Annotated in this window: 21 protein-coding genes; 13 read left to right on the top strand and 8 right to left on the bottom strand. The window is 69.7% G+C overall.

All coding sequences use genetic code 11. From position 1 onward, the window contains the following. Window positions 1-36 precede the first annotated feature (36 nt). The 4 genes from LRQ07_RS14135 to LRQ07_RS14150 all read left to right on the top strand — a co-directional run bounded on the left by LRQ07_RS14135 (window position 37) and on the right by LRQ07_RS14150 (window position 3,205). Complete coding sequence (locus LRQ07_RS14135; RefSeq protein ID WP_256534978.1) at window positions 37-1,077, top strand: ATP-binding cassette domain-containing protein; 1,041 nt, start codon at window positions 37-39, stop codon at window positions 1,075-1,077. Continuing rightward, window positions 1,074-1,853: an ABC transporter permease gene (locus tag LRQ07_RS14140; protein WP_232763510.1), complete on the top strand. Its 780-nt coding sequence runs from the start codon at window positions 1,074-1,076 to the stop codon at window positions 1,851-1,853. Before LRQ07_RS14135 ends, LRQ07_RS14140 begins: the two co-directional genes overlap by 4 nt. 119 nt (window positions 1,854-1,972) lie before the next feature. Continuing rightward, window positions 1,973-2,890: a hypothetical protein gene (locus LRQ07_RS14145; protein WP_256534979.1), complete on the top strand. Its 918-nt coding sequence runs from the start codon at window positions 1,973-1,975 to the stop codon at window positions 2,888-2,890. Window positions 2,891-2,899: 9 nt separating this feature from the next. After that, on the top strand, window positions 2,900-3,205 hold the full coding sequence (locus LRQ07_RS14150; RefSeq protein ID WP_232763508.1) for a DUF4229 domain-containing protein: 306 nt from the start codon (window positions 2,900-2,902) through the stop codon (window positions 3,203-3,205). 15 nt (window positions 3,206-3,220) lie between these two features. Here LRQ07_RS14150 and LRQ07_RS14155 read toward each other — a convergent pair whose 3' ends face one another. From LRQ07_RS14155 to LRQ07_RS14165, 3 genes are read right to left on the bottom strand one after another with little or no spacing between them, the layout of a single operon-like run. Beyond that, the gene (locus LRQ07_RS14155) at window positions 3,221-4,195 is read right to left on the bottom strand and encodes a 1,4-dihydroxy-2-naphthoate polyprenyltransferase (protein WP_047520930.1); all 975 of its coding nucleotides are present in this window, start codon (window positions 4,193-4,195) and stop codon (window positions 3,221-3,223) included. A 51-nt stretch (window positions 4,196-4,246) separates the two neighbouring features. Then, window positions 4,247-4,537 carry a DUF4287 domain-containing protein gene (locus tag LRQ07_RS14160; RefSeq protein WP_256534980.1) on the bottom strand — a complete coding sequence of 97 codons (291 nt, stop codon included), beginning with the start codon at window positions 4,535-4,537 and terminating at the stop codon, window positions 4,247-4,249. Window positions 4,538-4,555: 18 nt separating this feature from the next. After that, window positions 4,556-4,918 carry a cupin domain-containing protein gene (locus LRQ07_RS14165; RefSeq protein WP_256534981.1) on the bottom strand — a complete coding sequence of 121 codons (363 nt, stop codon included), beginning with the start codon at window positions 4,916-4,918 and terminating at the stop codon, window positions 4,556-4,558. Between the two features lie 45 nt (window positions 4,919-4,963). Here LRQ07_RS14165 and LRQ07_RS14170 point away from each other — a divergent pair, with 45 nt between their 5' ends. Further along, on the top strand, window positions 4,964-5,989 hold the full coding sequence (locus LRQ07_RS14170) for an ArsR/SmtB family transcription factor (RefSeq protein ID WP_256534982.1): 1,026 nt from the start codon (window positions 4,964-4,966) through the stop codon (window positions 5,987-5,989). 9 nt (window positions 5,990-5,998) lie between these two features. Here the strand turns inward: LRQ07_RS14170 and LRQ07_RS14175 are convergent, their stop codons facing one another. After that, window positions 5,999-6,457, bottom strand: a complete 459-nt coding sequence (locus LRQ07_RS14175) for an Lrp/AsnC family transcriptional regulator (protein ID WP_226531346.1) — start codon at window positions 6,455-6,457, stop codon at window positions 5,999-6,001. Window positions 6,458-6,529: 72 nt separating this feature from the next. Here LRQ07_RS14175 and LRQ07_RS14180 point away from each other — a divergent pair, with 72 nt between their 5' ends. Both LRQ07_RS14180 and LRQ07_RS14185 read left to right on the top strand, forming a co-directional pair. Beyond that, the gene (locus LRQ07_RS14180) at window positions 6,530-7,969 is read left to right on the top strand and encodes a DUF6421 family protein (RefSeq protein WP_232763505.1); all 1,440 of its coding nucleotides are present in this window, start codon (window positions 6,530-6,532) and stop codon (window positions 7,967-7,969) included. Window positions 7,970-8,100: 131 nt separating this feature from the next. After that, the gene (locus tag LRQ07_RS14185) at window positions 8,101-8,760 is read left to right on the top strand and encodes an SDR family NAD(P)-dependent oxidoreductase (protein WP_256534983.1); all 660 of its coding nucleotides are present in this window, start codon (window positions 8,101-8,103) and stop codon (window positions 8,758-8,760) included. Window positions 8,761-8,784: 24 nt separating this feature from the next. Here LRQ07_RS14185 and LRQ07_RS14190 read toward each other — a convergent pair whose 3' ends face one another. Further along, complete coding sequence (locus tag LRQ07_RS14190; protein WP_232763503.1) at window positions 8,785-10,248, bottom strand: MFS transporter; 1,464 nt, start codon at window positions 10,246-10,248, stop codon at window positions 8,785-8,787. A 55-nt stretch (window positions 10,249-10,303) separates the two neighbouring features. On the opposite strand from LRQ07_RS14190, the gene LRQ07_RS14195 reads away from it, so the two are divergent. After that, window positions 10,304-11,371 (top strand): threonine aldolase family protein, encoded by a 1,068-nt coding sequence (locus LRQ07_RS14195; protein WP_256534984.1) that lies wholly within the window; start codon window positions 10,304-10,306, stop codon window positions 11,369-11,371. A gap of 200 nt (window positions 11,372-11,571) precedes the next feature. On the opposite strand, the gene LRQ07_RS14200 is transcribed toward LRQ07_RS14195, so the two are convergent. Continuing rightward, window positions 11,572-12,177, bottom strand: a complete 606-nt coding sequence (locus tag LRQ07_RS14200) for an NUDIX hydrolase family protein (RefSeq protein WP_047524563.1) — start codon at window positions 12,175-12,177, stop codon at window positions 11,572-11,574. A 218-nt stretch (window positions 12,178-12,395) separates the two neighbouring features. Between LRQ07_RS14200 and LRQ07_RS14205 the strand changes: the two genes are divergently transcribed. Beyond that, window positions 12,396-13,052 (top strand): alpha/beta hydrolase, encoded by a 657-nt coding sequence (locus tag LRQ07_RS14205; RefSeq protein WP_256534985.1) that lies wholly within the window; start codon window positions 12,396-12,398, stop codon window positions 13,050-13,052. On the opposite strand, the gene LRQ07_RS14210 is transcribed toward LRQ07_RS14205, so the two are convergent. Beyond that, window positions 13,053-13,343, bottom strand: a complete 291-nt coding sequence (locus tag LRQ07_RS14210; protein WP_256534986.1) for a hypothetical protein — start codon at window positions 13,341-13,343, stop codon at window positions 13,053-13,055. Between the two features lie 283 nt (window positions 13,344-13,626). On the opposite strand from LRQ07_RS14210, the gene LRQ07_RS14215 reads away from it, so the two are divergent. From LRQ07_RS14215 to LRQ07_RS14230, 4 genes are read left to right on the top strand one after another with little or no spacing between them, the layout of a single operon-like run. Then, the gene (locus tag LRQ07_RS14215; RefSeq protein ID WP_256534987.1) at window positions 13,627-15,318 is read left to right on the top strand and encodes an ABC-F family ATP-binding cassette domain-containing protein; all 1,692 of its coding nucleotides are present in this window, start codon (window positions 13,627-13,629) and stop codon (window positions 15,316-15,318) included. A 49-nt stretch (window positions 15,319-15,367) separates the two neighbouring features. After that, window positions 15,368-19,972, top strand: coding sequence for an ATP-dependent helicase (locus LRQ07_RS14220; protein ID WP_256534988.1), 4,605 nt, complete (start codon window positions 15,368-15,370; stop codon window positions 19,970-19,972). A gap of 23 nt (window positions 19,973-19,995) precedes the next feature. Continuing rightward, entirely contained in the window at window positions 19,996-20,790 is a 795-nt protein-coding gene (locus LRQ07_RS14225; protein WP_131492426.1) for an EI24 domain-containing protein, read from the top strand. Then, window positions 20,790-21,563, top strand: coding sequence for a DNA-formamidopyrimidine glycosylase family protein (locus LRQ07_RS14230; protein ID WP_256534989.1), 774 nt, complete (start codon window positions 20,790-20,792; stop codon window positions 21,561-21,563). The genes LRQ07_RS14225 and LRQ07_RS14230 overlap by 1 nt, the downstream gene beginning before the upstream one ends. Here LRQ07_RS14230 and LRQ07_RS14235 read toward each other — a convergent pair whose 3' ends face one another. Beyond that, complete coding sequence (locus LRQ07_RS14235) at window positions 21,564-22,265, bottom strand: helix-turn-helix transcriptional regulator (protein ID WP_256534990.1); 702 nt, start codon at window positions 22,263-22,265, stop codon at window positions 21,564-21,566. It lies immediately after the preceding gene. Between the last annotated feature and the right edge of the window lie 4 nt (window positions 22,266-22,269).

The raw sequence follows: 22,269 nt of genomic DNA on the forward strand, positions 1-22,269 counted from the left end.
CGAGATCTGTCCGCATTTCTTTCTACGCTCCCCCTCATGAACGAATCCCTCATCGAGACCGAAGGCCTGACCAAGGTCTTCACCGTCAAGAAGACACCGGTGCACGCGGTGACCGATGTCTCCTTCACCGCCGTGCGCGGCGAGCTCGTCGCCTTCCTCGGCCCGAACGGCGCAGGCAAATCGACCACCCTGCGGATGCTGACCACTCTGATCCCGCCGACCTCCGGTCGCGCGACGGTCGTCGGACACGACATCCGCACGGACGCAGCCGGTGCGCGCGCGCGCATCGGCTACGTCGGGCAGCTGACGAGCGGCAGCTTCTCGCAACGCGTTCGAGATGAGCTGCTGAGCCAGGGCGCGTTCTACGGGATGTCTCGCCGGGACAGCGCACGGCGGGCGAGCGAGCTCATCGAATCGCTCGATCTCACCTCTTTCGCGAACCGCAGCGTGCAGCAACTCAGCGGCGGGCAGAAGCGTCGACTCGACATCGCGCTGGGGCTCATGCACGCGCCGCCCCTGATCTTCCTCGACGAGCCCTCCACCGGACTCGACCCGCAGAGCAGGGCCAACCTCTGGGAGCACATCCTCGACCTGCGCACCCAGCACGGCACAACCGTCTTCCTCACCACGCACTACTTGGAGGAGGCCGACCGTTACGCCGAACGAGTGATGGTCATGGACAAGGGCCGCATCATCGCGGACGACGACGCCACCTCCCTCAAGGCGAAGCTCGCCGGAGACGTGCTGACGTTCGGATTCGCGGATGCTGCCGACGCGGCGAGCGCGCGGGGCGTGGTCGCTCGTCTCAGCGCGGCTGAGGTCACGGTCGAAGACTCCGAGATCTCGCTCGCGGTCCCGGAGGGCGACAGGCTGCTCCCGGTGATCGTGCGAGAACTCGACGCCGCCGGCATCACCGTCCATCGGACGACCGGAGTGCCACCCACCCTCGACGACGTGTTCCTCGCTCTCACCGGACGCACCCTGCGCGAGGCCGGAGAGGGCGCCGAGGCCCCCGTCGACTCGCCCGATCCCGCACCCTCCCTCTCGGGGAACGACATGACAGGAGTCCACTCATGACCGACAACGACACACGCGTGCGCCCGAACCTCGCGCGCGACACCGGCAATGTGCTGAGCCGGGAGCTCAAGCCCGTTCTGCGCGACCCGTTCACGCTGATCTTCAGCCTCTTGCAGCCGCTCATCTTCCTGGGACTGTTCGCCCCGCTGTTGATCGGCGACTCCGGCCGACCGGCCGGCGAGACCCTGGACTGGTTCGTGCCGGGCGTGCTGGTGATGATCGTGCTGTTCGGCACCGGGTCCACAGGATCGAACCTGCAGTACGAGATGATGACCGGCTCGCACGAGCGCACACTGGTCGCCCCGCTCGCCCGCTCCTCGCTGCTGATCGGCCGTGCACTCAAGGAGATCGCGCCGATCGTCGTGCAGGCGCTCGTGATCGTCCTGATCGCGTGGCCCTTCGGATTCACGGTCGACGTCCCCGGCCTGCTCATCGGGCTGGCTTTGCTGGCCGTGTTCGGGGTGGGCCTCGGCTCACTGTCGTACTCGCTCGCGCTGGCGACGAAGGACCGGGAATGGCTCTTCTGGGGTGTGCAGCAATCGTTGATCTTCCCGCTCCTGATCCTGTCGGGGATGCTGTTGCCGCTGGACGCGGCACCTGGATGGATGCGAGTGGTCGCCTCGTTCAACCCGGTGAACTGGGTCGTGCAGGCTGAGCGCGCACTTTTCGCAGGCGACCTCGGGGATGCGACAGTGATGTGGGGCTGGCTCTCGGCGCTCGCGGTCGCGGTCGTCGGACTCGCCGTCGGCGTACGCGCCATCCGTCGCAGCAGTTGACGCGAGTGCGAAACCCGGACGCGGCGTCGGCCCGTCAGCAAGTCGTCCCGCGACACACCGACAACCGCACAACGCGTCTGGGTTTCGACAACGCCCTCGGATCAGGGACGATGAGGAGCATGCTCTGGCCCTTCGGATCGACCTGGCGCCCGGTGCGGTGGAGACGGCGCGACGCCCTCGAGCTGCGCTGGCTCTCGGCCCGCACGTGGACCCGCCGCTGGTATCCCCAGGGCATCGACCTCGGCAGCTGGCGCGACCGCCCCACGATCGCCGTGAGCTGGTTCCGGCAGCGCCTCGACGGTGTCCATCTCGCCTCCCGCGTCACCCTCGTCGACCGCGAACGCGCGCGACACCTGGACATCGTCCTCGCGGTCACCGGGGACGAGGGCGAGCTCGAGCCGGCGCCGATCCACGCCGGTGGCCTCGCCTGGTTCGAGGATCGATTGTTCGTCGCGGCGACGGGACGCGGCATCTGGGAGTTCGATCTCTCCGACATCCGCCAGGTCCGCGGCGCCGACGCCCGACGACTCGCCGGAGCGCGCGCCCGCCGGAGCCGTGCCACCGTGCTCGTGGCCGTGCGCACCGTCGTGCATCCGGTCGCTCTGCGCTGCTCCTTCCTCGGCCGGGTGTTCGACGACGACGGCTCTCCCCTCCGACGCGTGCTCATCGGCGAGAACCGCACCGACGGCAGCGGCCGGATCGGTGAGTTCTCCATCCCCGAGGGCCCCGAGGACGCCTTCATCGAAACGGACCGCTTCTCCCCCGACATCGCCCGCATGCAGGGGGCGGTGCGGTGGGGCGACCGCTACTTCGTGTCACAGTCCGACCAGTTGCACCCCGGCGTGCTGTGGAGCGGTCCGCAGTCCGCACTCACCCGAGATCGCGCGGCACTGCCGGTCGGCTGCGAGGACCTCGCACTCGACCTCGACGCCGAGCTGCTGTGGACGCTGGGCGAACACCCCTGGCGGCGCGTGGTGCGTGGCATCCCCTTCGCTCACCTGGGCATCGGCGACGGAGGCACGGCGCAGCGAACGTAGACTGAAGAGGTGAAGAAGCCCGCCCCTTTCCTCGTCTACACCGTGCTGCGGCTGCTGGCATTCCTGGTGCCGCTCGCCATCCTGTGGTTCTTCTTCCCGATCTTCCGCGAGTTCTGGTGGCTCGCGGCGATCTTCGCCGCCCTCATCGGGATGAGCATCTCGATGCTGTTCCTGCGCACACCCCTCACCGACGCCTCCGCCCGCTTGCAGGAGCGTCGGGAGAGCCGCTCCTCCGGCGGTCAGGCCGACGCGGAGGCTGAGGACCGGGCCATCGACGATGCGAACGAATCCGTCGACGACGACCCGCGGGTCTGACCTTCGCGCGCTGGATCAGCCGACGAACGCCCAGAAGAGAGCGCCCGCGTAGAGCAACGCGGTGAGCGAGGTGAGCGCCAGCGCGGTCACCAGCTCCTTCGGCTGCCGGTATGACCAGACGATCGCGATGGCGGGGAGACCTGCGAGCAACGCCAGCAGCGAGATCCACGCGATCGGGAACAGCAGCGCCAGCACGGCCGCGATGCCGAACGGCACCAGGACGAACAGCGTGAACAGCACCTGGGTGGCCCGGCGCCCGATCAGCACGGTGAGCGTGCGCTTGCCGACCTCGCGGTCCTGATCGATGTCTCTCAGGTTGTTGGCCAGCAGGACGGCGCATGCGAACAGGCCGGCGGCGATCGCCCCGAGCCAGGCTTGCTGCGGCAGGTCGAACACCTGCACCCACGTGGTGCCGAGCGTCGCCACGAGCCCGAAGAACACGAACACGAAGACCTCGCCCAGGCCGTAATAGCCGTAGGGACGCTTGCCCCCGGTGTAGAACCACGCTGCGATGATGCACGCGGCACCGACGGCGAGCATCCACCACTGCCCCGTGCGGATCACGATCGCCAGCCCGACGGCTGCGGCAAGCGCGAAGAAGCCGAGACCGATGATCAGCACGGTGCGGGGCTTCACCCGTCCGGAGGCGGTGAGCCGGGCCGGGCCGACGCGGTGGGCGTCCGTCCCGCGGATGCCGTCGCTGTAGTCGTTCGTGAAGTTCACGCCGATCTGCAGCAGCACCGCGACGGCGAGGCAGGCGAGCGCGATGACCCAGTGGAACTCGGGACCGGTGCTGCGTGCCGCCCCCGTGCCGATGACCACCGGCGCGATCGCGAGCGGCAGCGTGCGCAGCCGTGCAGCCCCGATCCAGTCGGATACCGTCACCGGCCCCGCTTCGACGACCGGACGCTTCGCCGGGTTGCCGCTTCTGCGGGTCGGCGTGCGCTGGGCACTCGGGGCCTTCTTCTTGCGCTGGGAGGATGCTGCCACGCAGGGAATCCTACTGGCCGGGACGAGGCGCGGCCTGCGCGTGCGGAGGGATCAGGCGTTCGGATTGCTGTCCTTGCCGTCGAGCCACAGGGTGTCGGAGGCGTCCCGGTGGGCGCCGCCCTTGCCCACGTGCTTGTCGCTGATCTGCGGACCCTTCGTGATCACGTGCACGAGCGCCATCGCGTGGCCCTGTCCCAGCTGATAGTCCTCTTTGAGCCAGGCGACGATGGGCGCGGCCTTGGTCGTCTGGTCGAAGCCCTTCTCCGTGGCGCGTTCGATGAACTGTCGCGGGGTGAGGCCGGTCTTGGTCTCGATGTTGTCGAGGTATGCCTGGAAGGACATGGGGTCTCCTACGGTGTGTCAGTCCTCGTCGAGGAACGTCTGGATGATGGCGGCGGAGGCGTGGATGCCGATGATCTTGAGAACCCCGTCGCCCGCATTGGTGAAGCGGTGCGGGATGAAAGCGGGGCCGGTGGCGGTGTCTCCGGCCTCGGCGACGAACGTCTCCTCGCCCACCGTGATCGAGGCGACGCCCTCGATCACGACCCAGGTCTCAGGATAGGGATGCCAGTGCAGCCCCGGCCCCTCGCCCGGTTGATTCTCGACGAAGAAGTACGACACCTCGGCGCCGTGTTCGACCCCGACGAATCGGCGGCTGCGACCCGAGCCGATGCGGATGTCGGCGCCGGCGACGACCCCGACGGGAAGAGATGTGCTGTTCATGACCCCAGTCTCGACAGCGAAGGACGTACCCCCTAGAGTTTCGATGTGCATCGAAACTCCGGTCCGATCGAGGGCATCGAGCATCCCGATCATCGCGTCGAGTTCCATCTCACCCCCGGCGACGTCGAGGCGGTGCGGTTCGGCATCTCACCCGGTCACGAACTGGCTCACGCGGTACGTGTGCTGCGGCGTCCCACCGCGCATCCACTGCAGTGGGGATGGCTGCGGGCCGTTCGCGATCGTCTTCCGCGCGACGACTTCGCCCTGCTCACCACCGTGATCGGAGATGACGGCTACCTGCCCGACTTCCTGACCACCGCTCCACGGTGGGATCTGACGCCCGAGGTCGAGCTCAAGGAGCTGCGCGGCGCACCGCTCGAGCCGATGCGCGTCGACTTCGGGAAGATGGTGGTGCGTTCGACCGGCGCTCGACGACAGGCGCTGCGCGAGATGCAGGATCACCCCGAGCGCGCCCGCGGCCTCATCGCGGACGCCTGCGCCGCCGTCTGGGACGCGGCGCTCGCCCCGGTGTGGCCGCAGCTCGAGCGCCTGCTGCGCGCCGACATCGCCGTCCGCACGCGCGCGATCGCGAGCACGGGCATCGCGGGGATGGCCGGCGACCTGCACCCTCAGGTGACCTGGGGTGCAGGTGCCGTCCGTGTCTCCCTCCGCCGTCACAGCGAGCAGGTCGACTGCCGGGGAAGCGGTCTCGTCCTCGTCCCCTCGGTCATGTCGTCGTGGGGGTGCATGGTGCTCACCGAACCTCCCGCGCAACCCACCCTGTTCTACCCCGCCCGAGGCGTCACGGCCGGCTGGGCGCGGAACGCGACCGACATCGCCGATGCCCTCGGCGCGCTGCTGGGGCCGGCCCGCGCCGGCATCCTGCTTCGGGCCGGCACCGCCCGCACGACCTCCCAGGTCGCCCAGGAGGCCGACCTCGCGATCTCCACCGCCTCGCATCACCTCGCCGTGCTCCGAGGCGCCGGCCTGATCGCCAGCGAACGCGATGGCGCCAGGATGCAGCACCTGCGCACCCCGCTCGGCGAGGCGATGGTGGGCGCCGTGCTCTGAGTCGCGCGGCTACTCGGTCGAGCCCACCGGGATGATCGGCCGGTGCTCGTAGTAGGTCTGCAGCACCACGGTGGTGCGCGTACTGACGTTCGCCGCGAGGCGCACGTCCCGCACGAGTTCCTCGAGCGCCCGCGGAGTCGGGACGCGGACGAACAGCATGTAGCTCGCATCGCCGGCGATGGAGTGGCAGGCCTCGATCGCGTCGAGGTGCTCGAGCATCTCGGGCGCGTTGTCGGGCTGAGCCGGATCGAGCGGCGTGATCTCGATGAAGGCGGAGAGCGGCGTGCCCACCTGCTCGGGGTCGAGGATCGCCCGATATCCGGAGATCACGCCGCGCGTCTCCAACCTGCGCAGGCGGGACTGCACCGCCGAGACCGAGAGGCCGACTGCATCCGACAGCTGGGAGAGCGTGGCACGCCCGTCACGGGAGATCGCGGTCAGGATCGCGCGGTCGACAGAGTCATCCATAGCTGTAAGATTATCGTCAGGATTCCGATTATGCAGGAATCTTTCCGTCCAAATCTCTGATCGGAGGTCCCGATGTCCCTTCTTTCCGCCAACAGTTCCGCTGTTCAGGCCATCGTCGGCGAACCCGAGGTCGTCGAGGACGCAGCGATCGCCGAGCAGTCCGCCGCCTGGGCGCAGCTCAAGGACGCCGCGATCGCGATCCGCGAGATGCAGATCAAGGACGGCTCGATCCCCGACGCCGCGCACCACGCCGCAGCCCGCGAGCTCGTCGGTGCGATCACCGGCGCGATCCGCGCACTCGCCCCCGCCTTCCCGCATGACGCCGAGTACCTCGCCGCATCGGTGGTCGACTTCGACCGTTGGGCATCGGAGGACTTCGGCGTGCCGGACTTCCTCGACTCGCTCGTGGCCTTCCAGCCGCAGCAGCACCGAGTCGACGGCATCCGCCACCTCGTCGTGTTCCCGATGTACACCCAGAACGGCTCGAGCGATCGCCTGGTCGAGGCTTTGATCGTCGAGACCATCTGGCCTGAGTTCATCGCTGCTCTCGAGGCCGGCGACTACGGCAACAAGCTGTTCGTCTCGCTGCGTCTGGTCGATTTCACGCCCGGCTACGACACGAACTCGGCCGTGCTGTTCCCCGAGACCGTCGCGATGCGCGAGATCCCGACCTTCACGTGGGGCGCGATCTTCCAGGACCGTGAGGCGGCCCGCTACCGTCGCGTCACCCGTGCCGCGGCCGAGATCACCAACCTCGAGCTGCCGGAACGCGCGGCCGCGATGCTCGACGACCAGCAGGTGGCGGAGAAGACCTTCGTCATGTGGGACATCATCCACGACCGCACGCACATGCGCGGGGACCTGCCGTTCGACCCGTTCATGATCAAGCAGCGGATGCCGTTCTTCCTCTACTCGCTGGAGGAGATGCGCTGCGACATGACGGCGTTCCGCGAGTCCGTGAAGATCGAGCGCGCGCTCGCAGCCCGCATCGCCGCCGGCGAGGAACTCACCGAGACCGAGCAGGAGATGCACGACTACGCGCACCTCGTGCAGTACGCGGTGATCTTCGACCGCATATTCCGGTTCGCCATCACGGGCACCCGCACCCGCAACTACGACGCGGTCGGCGGCCAGTTGCTGTTCGCCTGGCTGCACCAGCGCGGTGTGCTGCACTGGACCGACACCGCCCTCGCGTTCGACTGGGACAACGTGCCCGATGCCGTGGTCGCTCTGGGAGATGCGATCGACGACCTGTACTGGCACTCGATCGACCGCCCGAAGGTCGCACACTGGCTCGCCGCATACGAGCTCGTCCGCGGCACGCTGACCCCGCACCCCGCCTCGCAGTGGGCGCGCGGTCTGTCGGACGAGATCCTCGCCGGCGCACCGAAGGGCTACACGGACGCGGTGATGGACGACGAGTTCCCGCTGTCGATGTTCTTCGAGACCCTCCACAAGAAGATGAAGCCGGTCATCGAATCGACCGTCGGCATCCGCGGCACGGACGACTGATGACCACGCGCGCACCGCGCGCGTTCCGAGTGTGACGCTGGGGCGCACCGCGCTGCGGCCGGAACCTGTTCTGCGAATTCTTCCGCGGGTTCCGGCCGCAGAAGCCCCTCCGACGCGGAAGAGTGGAAGACATGGCTGAACAGACGGATTCGAGACTCTCCGGCCGCAGGGTCGTGCTGGCGGGAGCGACCAGCACTGCGGGTCTCGCGGTCGCGCGTGCCCTGCACGGAGCCGGTGCGCACGTCATCGCCACCGGTCGCTCCGCCGACAGACTGCAGGAGCTCGCCGATGTCGGCGCCGAGGTCGTGGTCGCCGATGCGACCTCCCTCGCGGAGATGGCCACACTCGCCTCCCGGTCGGGCGCCGTCGACGCGGTGATCCCGCTGGTGGGCGGCTGGCGCGGCGGCGGCGGCCTCGCCGGGCAGTCGGACGAGGACTTCGCCGCATTGCTGCCCGCCCTCGAATCCGTGCGCGCCACGAGCCGGGCCTTCGATGCCGCGCTGCGCGCCTCCGAGGCCGGACGATTCGCGATCGTGTCGTCGACCGCCGTCGCACGACCCCTCGCCGGCGGAGCGAACTACGCCTCCGTCAAGGCCGCCAGTGAGGCCTGGGCGCGGGCGGTTGCTCAAGGGTACGCCAAGGCCGCGCGGGAAGCCGGCGAACCGTTGCGCACCGCCTCCGTCGTGTTCCGTGCCAAGGCGCTCGACCCCGAGACTCTCGCGACCCGGATCCTTTCCCTGTGGGACGCGGACGCCACCGACCTCAACGACCGGGTGTTCGACCTGGAGTGAGTCCGGACGGGATCCCCGCCGCGCTCAGCGGGGTTCCGGCGGTATGCCCGGCACGACGGGTGGAGCCTCCACGTGCCGGACCTCGGCGTGCTCTTCTGGCTCTTCTCCCCCGCTCGCGTCCGGGGTGTGCGGCGCCGACCCCTGGGCGTCTCCCTCGGGCGTCGGGATGTCCTGCTCCGGCGCCTGCGCATAGAGCTCGGTGAGCTTGCGGTACGAGCGGGTGAAGAAGGCGAGCGTCGCGGCCACCACCATGACCAGCCCCGCGAAGAGGCAGATGAGGGCGATGCCCCGGGCCTCGCCCTCTCCGAGCAGCCAGCCCCACTGCTGCTGCCCCCCGGCGGTGTTCATGTACGGGATGATCAGGAACTCCGCGATCGGGGCGATCAGGAACGCGGTGATCGGCGCCGCCGCCGCTTCCATCGCCGCCGCGACCCCGAACACCCGCCCCTGTCGCTCGAACGGGACGACCTTCTGGATCACGGTCTGCTCCGCGGCCTCGACCGGCGGCACCAGTGCCATGTACACCCACATGCCGACCACGTACAGCGGCCACCACTCGCGCAGCATGAACACCGAGCCCAGCAGTCCCATCGCGATGACCACGAGCAGCATCGTGCGCATCGGCTTGGGGCCGAGGCCGAACTTCGCCACGAGCGCACCACCGATCAAGAAGCCGGTCGACGCGAACGCCAAGGCGAAGCCCCAGGTCTGCGCGTCGAACAGGGTCAGCCCGTACGGATCCATCAGCGCCATGTAGACGCCGCCGATGAGGTTGTTGAACGTGGAGAAGATGATGAGCGCGAACAGCCCGGGGGCGAGGCGGATCGCCTTCACACTGCCGCGGAAGTCGAGAGCGCTCGACGCCTCGGGGTCGGGCTTCGGCGTCCCCTCGGGGATGCGGATGAAGAGCAGGTGCGCGAAGGTGAGCGCCATCGCAGCGATCGCGATCGCGAGGGTCCAGCCCATGCCGAGGAACCCGATCGAGAGCCCCGAGAACACGCTGGTGACCAGGAAGGCGATGCCCTGCACGGTTCCCACGAGGCCGTTGGCGTTCGCGCGGCGGTCTTCAGGGATGAGCAGGGTGACGGTGGTCGAGAGGGCGATGTTGCGCAGCTGCTCGATCACCCCGCCGAACAGGATCACGCCAGAGAACAGCCAGAACCACGGGCCGCCCAGATCGAGGAGCGCTGCTTCGGGCTGCCAGAGATACAGAGCTCCGGCGACCAGGAAGGCGGCCGCCGAGATGACGCTCGAGATCACCATGACGGTGTGCTTGCGGTTGCGGTCGACGATGGTGCCGAACGCCATCGCGAAGAACGCGATGAAGAGCATGTACGCACCGCCGATGATGCCCGTGGCCAGCACGGACTGCGTCTCGATGTAGACCCAGAACGTGAGCGCGAACCAGAGGAAGCTCGTCGTCACGTTCGCAATGAGCGTGTTGACGAGGACGTTGCCGAAAGCCCTCTTGGCTGCGGTGCGCTCCATGGGATAGAGGGTAGGGCGGGGCGGGGACATTCGGTAGGGCGATTAGGCTTGAGCGGTGAGCATCCAGCATGATCCCGCGATCCGCGGCTTCGCCAGTGACAACTACTCCGGCATCCACCCCGACGTCCTCGCGGCGATCGCCGCGGCGAACGGCGGTCACCAGAGCGCCTACGGCGAGGATGCGTACACCGCCCGCCTGCAGGAGGTCTTCCAGGCGCACTTCGGCGACGGCGTGGAGGCGTTCCCCGTGTTCAACGGCACGGGTGCGAACGTGACCGGCCTGCAGTCCATGCTCCCGCGCTGGGGCGCCGTGATCGCGGCGTCGACTGCGCACATCAACGTCGACGAGGCTGCCGCCCCGGAGAAGATCGGCGGCTTCAAGCTGCTGACGGTTCCCACCGACGACGGCAAGCTCACCACCGAGCTGATCGACCGCGAGGCGTGGGGCTGGGGCGACGAGCACCGGGCGCAGCCTCTGGTGGTCTCGATCACGCAGAGCACCGAGCTGGGCACCCTGTACAGCGCAGAAGAGATCCGCACGATCGCCGATCACGTGCACGAGCGCGGCATGAAGCTGCACCTCGACGGCGCCCGCATCTCCAACGCCGCCGCCGCCCTCGACCTGCCCCTGCGTGCTTTCACCCGGGACGTCGGCGTCGACGTGCTCACGTTCGGCGGCACCAAGAACGGTGCGATGATCGGCGAGGCGATCGTGGTGCTGAACCCCGACGCCGCCGAAGGCCTCAGATTCTCGCGCAAGTTCAACATGCAGCTGTCGTCGAAGATGCGCTTCGTCTCGGCCCAGCTGATCGCGCTGCTCGAAGGCGACCTCTGGCTGCGCAACGCCCAGCACGCCAACGCCATGGCGGCCCGTCTGCGCTCCGAGATCGAGGCCGGCATCGCCGAAGGATCCATCCACGGCGTCGGCTTCACGCAGCCGACCCAGTCGAACGGCGTCTTCGCGACGCTGCCCGACGGCGTCGCCGACCAGCTCCGCGACTCGTTCCGTTTCTACGACTGGGATGCCGCCCGCAAGGAAGTCCGCTGGATGTGCGGCTTCGACACCGAGGAGGCCGACGTCGACGCGTTCGTCGCCGAGCTCTCCCGCCTCACCCGGCGCTGACCCGGGCGACCTCGGCGCGGTGCAGGGCTCGGAGCCGCAGGTACGCCCCAGACCCCCGTTGCGCGCCGAAACCCCCTGCTACTGACGCGGACAGGGCGGGGTCTCGGCGCGCAGGCGGGGTCTCGGCGCGCAGGCGGGGTCTCGGCGCGCAGGCGGGGTCTCGGCGCGCAGGTCTGGCGCGGGGGTGCCGGGCGCGGGTGCTAGCGCAGAAGACCCAGGCTCGCGAGAGCCTGACGGATCAGCGTGCCTCGACCGTTCTCCATCTCGGCCGCGACCGCGTCGGATCCCGCGGCCTCCGGCGAAAACCAGGTGACCTCGAGCGCGTCCTGGCGCGGCTCGCACGTTCCAGTGACGGGCACGACGAAGGCCAGCGAAACGGCGTGCTGCCGATCGTCGTGGAAGGCGCTGACGCCGGGGATCGGGAAGTACTCGGCCACCGTGAACGGCAGCGGCTGCGGCGGGAGCAGCGGGAAGGCCATCGGGCCCAGGTCGTTCTCCACGTGTCGGAAGAGCGCCTCGCGGATCGTCTCCCCGAAGCGCACACGTCCGGAAACGATCGTGCGCGTCATCTCCCCCATCGGGGTGGACCGCAGCAGGATGCCGATCTCGGTCACCTGGCCGGAGCCGTCGGTGCGCACGGGGATCGCCTCGACGTAGAGCATCGGCAGTCGCCGCCGCGCCTCCTCCAGCTCGAACTCGCTCAGCCAGCCGGGGTTCGCATCCGGAGCCGGCGGGTTCGCGTCTCGGAAAGCGCCGAGACCTTCGTCTTCGGGCTCCGGGTCGGGATCAGGTGTACGGACCGCCATGTGTCCTTTCTACCAGCCGCCTCCTCGGACCGACACCGGCCCCTCTCCACCGCACGCTTCCCGCGTGCGCTCCCCCGTGCGCTTACTCCGTGCGTGCGGCCCGACGTGCACCGTTTCGCCGGCCGACACGCCAGATGTCGGACGTTGCCCACTCCTCGGTCCCACATCTGGCGTGTCGGCGGGGATCGTGTGTCGGCGGCTGCTGGCAGGATGACGGTGTGAGCGAGAACCTGAGGATCGACGACACCGCGACCCGATGGTCGTCCCTCGACCGCGGACGGATGCCGCTGCTGGTCCTTCTGCACGGCTACGGGGCGGACGAGCACGACCTCTTCGGGCTCACCCCTTATCTGCCGGAGGGCATCGCCGTGGCTTCTGTCGCCGCACCCCTCACGCCTCCGTGGCCGATGCCGGGCCGCTCGTGGTACCCGATCGAGGGACTCGATGGGCGCGCCCCCGAGGCCGTGACCGCTGCCGGGGAGGCCTTCCTGCAGTGGCTCGCCACGGCCGTCGGAGATGCCCCATCGGTCGCTCTGCTGGGCTTCTCGCAGGGCGCCGCGGTGGCGCTGCAAGCGCTGCGACTCGCGCCCGAGCGCATCGACGCCGTGGTGGCGCTGAGCGGATACGCCGCACCGGGCGAGCTGCCGAACGACGAGGCGCTGACCGAACTGCGCCCCTCCGTGTTCTGGGGCCGCGGCACGAACGACGACATCATCCCGACCGCACTGATCGACCACACGGCACAGTGGCTCCCCGCGCACTCCGAGCTTTCCGGACGGGTGTACACGGGTCTGACCCACAGCATCTCCGAAGAGGAGCTGGTCGACGTGCATCGGTTCCTGGCGAAGTGGCTCGACCGGATCCCGTCACCCTGATCAGCGCGGGGGCCGATCCCCGTCGGCATCAGGCTCGTCCGTGGGAGAGTCACCCTCCCCGTCCTCGGGTTCCTCGTCCTCGGCCTCACCCTCGGCAGGGCGGCGTGATGTGCCGCCGGACGTGATGGCGACCGAGAACGCGATGCCGATCGCCATCCCGATCCCGATGCCGAGCGCCCAGTTCTGCAGCGCGGAGCCGAGGGACACGCCGATCGCCATACCGAGTGCGAGGCCGACGCCCAGCCCCATCCGCGAACGGGACTCCTGGGGACTCGGACCTCGATCTGCCATGCCTCCACGCTACGCATCCCTGCACACGACGGCATCCCCCGCGCGACGGATGCGCGACACGCCCGGGTTGCGCGGCACCGACACGCCCGGGTATCGTCGGGGAGTCCTGTCCGCCGTGTCTGGAAGTCCTTTGATCTGATCCGTCGCCTCCGCGCCTCTCTTCCCGCGCGCTGACCCGACGATCGCCGACTCCACGGCAGACCCGCTCCTCCGCGACCTGTGACTCCACACGTCCGGCCGGTGCTCGGTGTCAGTGCACCCTCGCACTCGACAGGAGACACCCATGTCAACACCCACTTCCCTTCACGCGTCGGTCACCCTCGACCGGCTCGCCTTCGCCTGGCCGGACGGCACGATCGCGCTCGACGGCGTCTCCGGCAGCTTCGGTTCCGGTCGCACGGGCCTGGTCGGTCGCAACGGTGCCGGCAAGTCCACACTGCTGCGGCTGATCGCCGGTGAGCTCGACCCCACCTCGGGCATCGTCACGGCGTCCGGCGATGTCGCGTATCTCCCGCAACAGCTGACGCTCGATGTCGACCGTCGGGTCGCGGAGCTTCTCGGCGTCTCCGCGGCGCTCGACGCAGTCCGGGCGATCAGCGCGGGCGACATCGATCCCGCGCACTTCGATGCCGTCGGCGACGACTGGGACATCGAGGCGCGCGCCGAGGCCTCGTTGGCGGAAGCCGGCCTCGCGCCGGATTTCCTCGATCGCAGGGTCGGCGAGCTGTCCGGTGGCGAAGCGGTCTTGGTCGCGATCGCCGGCATCCGCCTGCGCCGCGCGCCGATCACGCTGCTCGACGAGCCGACCAACAACCTCGACCGTGACGCCAGGGCGAAGCTCGGCACGATGGTGCGCGCCTGGAAGGGCACGCTCATCGTCGTCAGCCACGACCTGTCCCTGCTCGAGTTGATGGACGACACCGCGGAGCTGTACGCCCAAACGCTCAGTGTGTTCGGCGGACCGTACTCGCAGTGGCGCGCCTGGCTTGATGCCGAGCAGGATGCGGCGAAACAGGCCGAAGTCACCGCCGCCCAGGCGTTCCGCAAGGAGAAGCGCCAGCGGATCGAGGCCGAGGTGAAGCTCGCCCACCGCGCACGCACGGCGAAGAAGGCCGAGATCGAGAAGCGGGTCCCGAAGATCATCGCCCACGGCCGCAAGATGGCTGCCGAGGTGTCGGCCGGCAGGCTCCGCACCGAGGTCGGGGCGAAAGAGGATGCCGCACGGTCGGTGCTCGACGACGCCGGGAGACGCGTGCGCTCCGAGGCGTCGATGAAGATCGAGTTGCCCGATCCCGGGATGTCGCGCAGCCGCCGGATCGCGACGATCGGCGATCACGAGCGGGCCTGGGTGATCCAGGGCCCCGAGCGGGTGGCGTTGATCGGGCGCAACGGTGCCGGGAAGACGACCCTGCTGGAGCGGTTGGTGGCCGGCGGGGTTCACAACTCAGGAGAAACGGCTCCCCTCGAGGCGCCGAGGGCGGAGGAAGGCGGATCCGAGACGGAAGTCCTGAGTTCTGAACGCCCGAGCCTGCATGCCGAGGCCCACACCGACCTGATCGGCTACCTGCCGCAACGCGTCGACGGTCTCGACGAGGAGCGCTCGGTGTTCGAGAACATCGCCGCCGCGGCGCCGCACGTACCGGAGAAGGAACTGCGCAACCGCCTCGCCCGGTTCCTCATCCGAGGGGCCACCGCGGACCGCCCGGTGTCGGCGCTGTCCGGCGGCGAGCGCTTCCGTGTCGCACTGGCGACGCTGCTGCTCGCCGACCCCGCCCCGCACCTCGTGGTGCTGGACGAGCCGACGAACAACCTCGACCTCGACACGGTCGACCAGCTCGTCGACGCCCTCCGCGCCTACCGCGGTGCGGTGCTCGTGGTGAGCCATGACGACGCGTTCCTGCGTCGGCTCGACCTCACCCTCACCCTCGAGATCGACGGGGACGGCGCGCTGCGGGAGGTCTCGCTGGAGCCCTGACGCGCGGGAGGACGACCCGGATGTCCCCGGCCTCGACGAAGATGGAGACATGAGCGACGTGCTCGACCGCTTCACCCCGGCCACACAGGACTGGTTCCGGGGTGCGTTCCCCGCGCCCACCCCGGCCCAGGCGGGTGCGTGGGAGGCGATCTCCGCCGGGAAGCACGCTCTGGTCGTGGCGCCCACGGGCTCCGGAAAGACGCTGTCGGCGTTCCTGTGGTCGATCGACAGCGTCTTCCGAGAACGCACGTCAGAGGCCGCGCTCCCGGCGAAGGGCGAGCCTCGAACCCGCATCCTCTACATCTCCCCCTTGAAGGCACTGGGCGTCGATGTCGAACGCAATCTGCGCTCCCCGCTGATCGGCATCGGCCAGTCCGCGCGCCGCCTCGGTGTGCCCGCGCCCGCGGTCACGGTGGGAGTGCGTTCGGGCGACACCACGTCGAGCGACCGCCGCAAGCTGGTATCGGATCCGCCCGACATCCTGATCACCACCCCCGAGTCGCTGTACCTCATGCTCACGAGCCGCGCGGGCGAGACGCTGCGGGGCGTGCACACCGTGATCATCGACGAAGTGCACGCCGTCGCCGCCACCAAGCGCGGCGCGCACCTGGCCGTGAGTCTCGAACGCCTCGACGCGCTGCGCCGCACGAACGGCATCGAGACACCGGCACAACGGATCGGCCTCTCGGCCACCGTTCGTCCGATCGACGAGGTCGCGCGGTTCCTCGGCGGGTCGGCTCCGGTGGAGATCGTGGCACCGCCGGCGTCCAAGACCTTCGAACTCGGGGTCATCGTACCGATGGACGACATGACCAATCCGCCGCCCCCGCCCGGTGTCGCGGGGGAGACCGTGGATGCGGAGTACACCGAAGTCACCGGCTCGGTCTGGCCGCATGTGGAGGAGGCGATCGTCGACCGCATCCTGCAGAACAACTCGACGATCGTGTTCGCCAACTCGCGGCGCCTGGCCGAGCGGCTCACAGGTCGTCTCAACGAGATCCACTCCGAGCGGATCGGCGTCGAGCTGCCCGCAGCGACCGTCCCTGCGGCAATGATGGCGCAGGCCGGAGCCACGGCCGGCGCCGACCCCGTGCTCGCCAAGGCACACCACGGATCGGTGTCGAAGGAGCAGCGCGCCCAGGTCGAGGAAGAGCTCAAGTCGGGCGTCCTGCGCTGCGTCGTCGCGACGAGCAGCCTCGAACTCGGCATCGACATGGGTGCGGTCGACCTCGTGATCCAGGTCGAGGCCCCGCCGTCGGCGGCTTCCGGCCTGCAACGCGTCGGACGCGCAGGACACCAGGTGGGTGAGATCAGCCGTGCCGCGCTCTTCCCCAAGCACCGCGGCGATGTGCTGCACACCGCGATCGTCACCGAGCGGATGCTGGCGGGGAAGATCGAGGCGATCCAGGTGCCGCGCAATCCGCTCGACATCCTCGCCCAGCAGACCGTCGCGGCGAGCGCCCTCGGTGCGATCAGCGTGGAGGAATGGTTCGAGACCGTCCGTCGTTCGGCACCGTTCCAGTCCCTCCCGCGTTCTGCGTACGAGGCCACGCTCGATCTGCTCGCCGGGCGCTTCCCGTCCGATGAGTTCGCCGAGCTGCGTCCGCGACTCGTCTGGGACCGCGACGCGGGGACGCTGACCGGGAGGCCCGGCGCGCAGCGCATCGCGGTGACCAGCGGCGGGACGATCCCCGACCGCGGACTGTTCGGCGTCTTCGTGGCCGGCGAGACCACCGGCGCCCGCGTGGGCGAGCTCGATGAGGAGATGGTCTACGAATCGCGGGTGGGCGACGTGTTCACGCTCGGCACGACCAGTTGGCGGATCGCCGAGATCACCCACGACCGTGTCAACGTGATCCCCGCCTACGGACAGCCCGGCAAGGTGCCGTTCTGGCACGGCGACGGCATCGGCCGGCCGTTCGAGCTCGGCGAGGCACTCGGCGCCTTCGCGCGCGAGGTGTCGACGGCACCTCCCGAGAAGGCAGCACAGCGACTGATCGATGCGGGCCTCGACGAGCAGGCTCGAGCGAACCTCCTGGCGCACCTCACGGAGCAGCGCGAGGCGACGGGCACGCTCCCCACCGACCGCACGCTCACGGTGGAGCGGGGTCGCGACGAGGTCGGCGACTGGCGGGTCATCCTGCATTCCCCGTACGGCATGAAGGTGCACGCGCCCTGGGCTCTGGCGATCAACGCCCGCGTGCGCGAACGCCTGGGCGTCGAGGGATCGGCGGTCGCGAGTGACGACGGCATCATCGTGCGGATCCCCGACGCGGAGGCGGAGCCGCCGGGCGCCGAACTGTTCGTGTTCGAGCCCGAAGAGCTGGAGCACATCGTGACGGAGGAGGTGGGCGGCTCGGCCCTGTTCGCCTCCCGCTTCCGCGAGTGCGCGGCACGCGCGCTGCTCATGCCCCGCATGAACCCGAACAAGCGCACCCCGCTGTGGCAGCAGCGGCAGCGGTCGGCGCAGCTGCTCGAAGTGGCCAGGCGCCACCCCACGTTCCCCGTGATCCTCGAGACGCTGCGCGAGGTGCTCCAAGACGTCTACGACCTCCCCTCCCTGCGCGCCCTCGCGACGTCGATCGCCGACCGCCGGATCCGCCTGGTGGAGACCGAGCCCGGCCAGCCGTCGCCCTATGCCCGCGATCTGCTGTTCGGCTATGTGGGCGCGTTCATGTACGAGGGCGACTCGCCCCTCGCCGAACGCCGGGCAGCCGCGCTGTCGGTCGACCCTGCGCTCCTCGGCGAGCTACTGGGCACGGTGGAACTGCGTGAACTCCTCGATCCCGAAGTGCTCGCCCAGTTCGAGCGCGAGGCCCAGCGGCTCGACCCCGACCGTCGCGCGCGTGGCATCGAGGGCGTGGCCGATCTGCTGCGTATGCTCGGGCCACTCGATGCGGAGGAAGTGGCCCTGCGCCTCGACCCGGAGAGCGTGCCCGGCGCAGCGGGAGACACCGTCGGGGCGGATGCCGCCGCCGCACTGCTGGGCGACCTGGTCGCGGCCCGGCGCGCGATCCCCGTGACGGTCGGCGGGATGAGCCGTGTCGCCGCCATCGAGGATGCCGGACGACTGCGCGATGCGCTGGGCGCCGCGCTCCCGACGGGGATCCCGGTCGCGTTCCTCGAACCCGTCGCCGATCCGCTGGGCGATCTCATCGCCCGGTATGCCCGCACGCACGGCCCGTTCACGACGGACGCCGTCGCCAGCCGGTTCGGACTCGGCGCCGCGGTCGCCCGTCATACGCTTCAGCGCCTGGAGACCGCGGGGCGCCTCACCAGCGGGTATTTCCTCCCCGAGGCCGCCGGGAGCGGCGACGCGATCGAGTGGTGCGACGCCGAGGTGCTCCGCCGACTCCGCATGCGCTCGCTCGCCGCGATCCGCGGATCCGTCGAACCGGTCTCCCCCGAGGCCTACGCCCGTTTCCTCCCCGACTGGCAGCACATCGGTCGGCCTCTCGAAGGCGTCGACGGCGTGCTCACCGTGATCGAGCAGTTCGCGGGTGTGCCGATCCCTGCGAGCGCGTGGGAATCGTTGGTGCTGCCCTCTCGCGTGCGCGACTACACGCCCGCCCTTCTGGACGAGCTCACGGCAGCCGGCGAGGTGATCTGGTCCGGCCACGGCACGCTCCCGGGACGCGACGGCTGGGTGTCGATGCACCCCGCCGATCTCGCGCCGTTCACGCTGCCGGAGCCCGATGCCGAGATCGCCTCTGATTCCTTGGAGTCGCGGATCCTCATCGCCCTCGACGTCGGTGGCGCGTACTTCGCAGGGCAGCTGAAAGACATGGCAGCCGCCGAGAACGAGCAGTCCGTCCTCGAAGCGCTGTGGTCGCTGACCTGGTCGGGCTACGCGACCAACGACACCTTCGCGCCGATCCGCTCGCTGCTCGCCGGCGGCTCGCAGGCGCACAAGGTGAAGCGCCGCGCCCCGCGCGCCCGCACCTACCGCGGTGTGTCCTTCACAGGTTCCGCCGCGCCGAGGCCGCCGTCGATCGGAGGCCGATGGTCGTTGCTGCCTCCCGTCGAGAAGGATGCTTCCCGCCGGGCCACCGTGACCGCGGGTCTCCTCCTCGATCGCTACGGTGTCGTCACCCGCGGTGCGGTCCAGGCGGAGGGCCTCCCCGGCGGCTTCGCCCAGGCGTACCGCGTGCTGGCGGGCTTCGAAGAGGCCGGGCACTGTCGTCGCGGCTACGTGATCGAGAAGCTCGGGGCCGCCCAGTTCGCCGCGTCCGGAACGGTCGATCGTCTGCGCACCTATGCGGGACTCGCCGATCCGCCCCCACGCGATGCCGTGACCCTCGCCGCCACCGACCCCGCCAACCCCTACGGTGCCGCTCTCGGCTGGCCCAAGCTCGACGGGGTCTCGCACCGCCCGGGGCGCAAGGCCGGAGGGCTCGTGGTCCTCGTCGACGGAACACTCGTCCTCTCCCTCGAGCGCGGCGGACGCACGGTGCTGGCCTTCAGCGAAGACGGCGACGTGCTGCGGGCCGCGGCCACCGATCTCGCGGCGACCGCACGCGCACGCCGGCTCGACACCCTCACGGTCGAGAAGATCAACGGCGAGGGCGTCTACGGCACCGAGCTCGCCCTCGCCCTGCAGGAGGCGGGGTTCGTGGCGACGCCCCGCGGCTACACCCTCCGCAAGGCCACCTGAACGATGCACCTACGCTGGAAGCCATGATCCGAGAGTTCGCCACCGGCGTCCGCACGCTGTTGCACGGGTTCGGATTGTGGCGCACGCGTCCCGGGCTCATGATGCTCGGTCTGATCCCTGCGATCATCGCAGTCCTGATCCTCGCCGCAGCGCTGATCCCGCTCGTGATCGGCATGCCTTCGGTCTCCGCGTGGCTCACGCCGTTCGCGGAGGGATGGATCGAGCCGTGGAAGGGCCTGTTGCGCGCGGCCGTGGGCTTCGTGGTCGTCGCAGCCGCCCTCGCCCTCGCCAGCGTGGTCTTCAGCGCACTGACGCTGACCATCGGCGACCCGTTCTACCAGCGCATCTGGCACGCCGTCGAGGTCGATCTCGGTGATGCTCCCCCTGCCGACGGCGGCAGCTTCTGGACCACGATCGGCGAGGGGCTGCGTCTCGTGGTGCTCGGCATCCTGATCGCGATCCTGGTCCTCCTGATCGGCTTCCTCCCTGCCGTGGGGGGATTCCTCGGCGCGATCGCGGGTGTGGTGCTGACCGGCCGACTGCTGGCGCGCGAACTCACCGGGCGTGCCTTCGACGCTCGTGACCTCAGTCCGGCCGACCGTGCCGCCCTGTTCTCGGGCAGCCGGGCGCGGGTGCTCGGTTTCGGCGTCGCCACCCAGCTCTGTTTCCTGATTCCCGGTGGTGCCGTCGCGGTCATGCCGGCTGCGGTCGCCGGCAGCACCGTGCTGGCGCGCGACATGCTCGCTCGTGCCGCCGTCACGGCCTCCCCTCACCCCCCGCTGCTCCCGCCTCCACCCGCGCCGTCCGAGGCTCCCTGATGCCCGAGGGTGACACGGTCTTCCGCACGGCGCGACGCCTCGACGAGGCTCTGGCCGGGTCCGAGGTGACCCGGTTCGACCTTCGTGTCCCCCGCTTCGCCACCCTGGATCTGACCGGTCAGCGGGTGCACGCGGTGATACCCCGGGGCAAGCACCTGCTCGCGCGCATCGGCGACAGCACCCTGCATTCCCACCTGCGCATGGACGGGGCGTGGTTCGTCTACCGCCACGGCGAGAAGTGGCGGCATCCGGCCTTCAAGGTCCGCGCGATCATCGGCACGGCCGACCGTGAGGCCGTCGGTGTCGATCTCGCCGAGATCGAGGTCGTACCGACCCGCGACGAGGAACAGCTGGTGGGCTATCTCGGCCCGGACCCGCTCGCCGACGACTGGGATGCAGACGAGGCGAACCGGCGGCTCGGTGCCGACGCCCGCAGTATCCACGTCGCCCTCCTCGACCAGCGCAACGTCGCGGGATTCGGCAACGAGTACGCTGCAGAACTCTTGTTCCTCCGGGGTATCCTGCCGACGACGCCGACGCCTGAGGTCGATGTCTCCGCTCTTCTCGACCTCGGTGTGCGCACCATCCGCGCCAACCGCGACCGCCGCAGCAGGACCTTCACGGGCATCGATCGACCGGGTCAGGGCACCTGGGTCTACGGCCGCGCCGGACGCCCCTGCCGACGCTGCGGCACCCTCATCCGACGCGGCGAACAGGGCGCGGATCCGACACGCGAGCGCGTGACCTTCTGGTGCCCGTCGTGTCAGCGCTAGTCACTCGCCGTCGCTGACGAGCACGGGCCTGGCGTTCGGCGGAGGGGTTCCGACCTCCGCAACGGTATGGCCGCTGCAGGCCGCGCTCGTCAGGGTCGCCTTTTCGATGTTCGACACGACGAACCAGCGCATCGCGTCGCGCAGCAGGCACCACCCGACGAGGTACCACTGCCCGTTCGTGGAGGCGAACATCACGGGCTCCACTTCCCTCGTGGTCGTGGCCCCGACGCGCGACGTATAGCGGATGCGGACCGTACGCTGCGCGGACATCGCCTCCTCCAGGACCGATCGGACGGCGCGGGACGGCGAGGGCGAACCCTCCACCCAGACCCGACGCGCGAGGTCGGCCGCGCGGCCGCGCGTGGCGGGGTCGAGGACGTCCAGGATCTTCCGGACCCCGGCCGAAGCCAGATCGGCGTACGGGGCGTCGGACGCCGCGGAGACAGCCGCCAGGAGCGCCACCGCCTGGGCCGGCGAGAGGGTGATCGGCGGCAGATTCGCGCTCGGAGCCAGACCGTAGCCTCCTCCGGGTCCGGGTCTCGACCAGACAGGCGCGCCACTGCTCGCCAAGGCGGCGAGGTCTCGCTTGACGGTTCTGACGGACACCTCGAACTCCGCCGCCAGCCGCTCGGCCGGGTAACCCCTGGTTCCGCCGCGACGCAGCATCTCGGACAGCGCATGAAGTCGTTCGCTCCGCCTCACTCTG

This window comes from Microbacterium sp. J1-1 (assembly GCF_024498615.1).
Classification (GTDB): Bacteria; Actinomycetota; Actinomycetes; order Actinomycetales; family Microbacteriaceae; genus Microbacterium; species Microbacterium aurugineum.

What these genes read in the sequence shown, in the direction of transcription:
- LRQ07_RS14135 (WP_256534978.1), top strand. Translation starts at nt 37, where the DNA reads ATGAACGAATCCCTCATCGAGACCGAAGGCCTGACCAAGGTCTTCACC.
- LRQ07_RS14140 (WP_232763510.1), top strand. Translation starts at nt 1,074, where the DNA reads ATGACCGACAACGACACACGCGTGCGCCCGAACCTCGCGCGCGACACC.
- LRQ07_RS14145 (WP_256534979.1), top strand. Translation starts at nt 1,973, where the DNA reads ATGCTCTGGCCCTTCGGATCGACCTGGCGCCCGGTGCGGTGGAGACGG.
- LRQ07_RS14160 (WP_256534980.1), bottom strand. Translation starts at nt 4,537, where the DNA reads ATGTCCTTCCAGGCATACCTCGACAACATCGAGACCAAGACCGGCCTC.
- LRQ07_RS14165 (WP_256534981.1), bottom strand. Translation starts at nt 4,918, where the DNA reads ATGAACAGCACATCTCTTCCCGTCGGGGTCGTCGCCGGCGCCGACATC.
- LRQ07_RS14175 (WP_226531346.1), bottom strand. Translation starts at nt 6,457, where the DNA reads ATGGATGACTCTGTCGACCGCGCGATCCTGACCGCGATCTCCCGTGAC.
- LRQ07_RS14180 (WP_232763505.1), top strand. Translation starts at nt 6,530, where the DNA reads ATGTCCCTTCTTTCCGCCAACAGTTCCGCTGTTCAGGCCATCGTCGGC.
- LRQ07_RS14185 (WP_256534983.1), top strand. Translation starts at nt 8,101, where the DNA reads ATGGCTGAACAGACGGATTCGAGACTCTCCGGCCGCAGGGTCGTGCTG.
- LRQ07_RS14190 (WP_232763503.1), bottom strand. Translation starts at nt 10,248, where the DNA reads ATGGAGCGCACCGCAGCCAAGAGGGCTTTCGGCAACGTCCTCGTCAAC.
- LRQ07_RS14200 (WP_047524563.1), bottom strand. Translation starts at nt 12,177, where the DNA reads ATGGCGGTCCGTACACCTGATCCCGACCCGGAGCCCGAAGACGAAGGT.
- LRQ07_RS14210 (WP_256534986.1), bottom strand. Translation starts at nt 13,343, where the DNA reads ATGGCAGATCGAGGTCCGAGTCCCCAGGAGTCCCGTTCGCGGATGGGG.
- LRQ07_RS14215 (WP_256534987.1), top strand. Translation starts at nt 13,627, where the DNA reads ATGTCAACACCCACTTCCCTTCACGCGTCGGTCACCCTCGACCGGCTC.
- LRQ07_RS14220 (WP_256534988.1), top strand. Translation starts at nt 15,368, where the DNA reads ATGAGCGACGTGCTCGACCGCTTCACCCCGGCCACACAGGACTGGTTC.
- LRQ07_RS14225 (WP_131492426.1), top strand. Translation starts at nt 19,996, where the DNA reads ATGATCCGAGAGTTCGCCACCGGCGTCCGCACGCTGTTGCACGGGTTC.
- LRQ07_RS14230 (WP_256534989.1), top strand. Translation starts at nt 20,790, where the DNA reads ATGCCCGAGGGTGACACGGTCTTCCGCACGGCGCGACGCCTCGACGAG.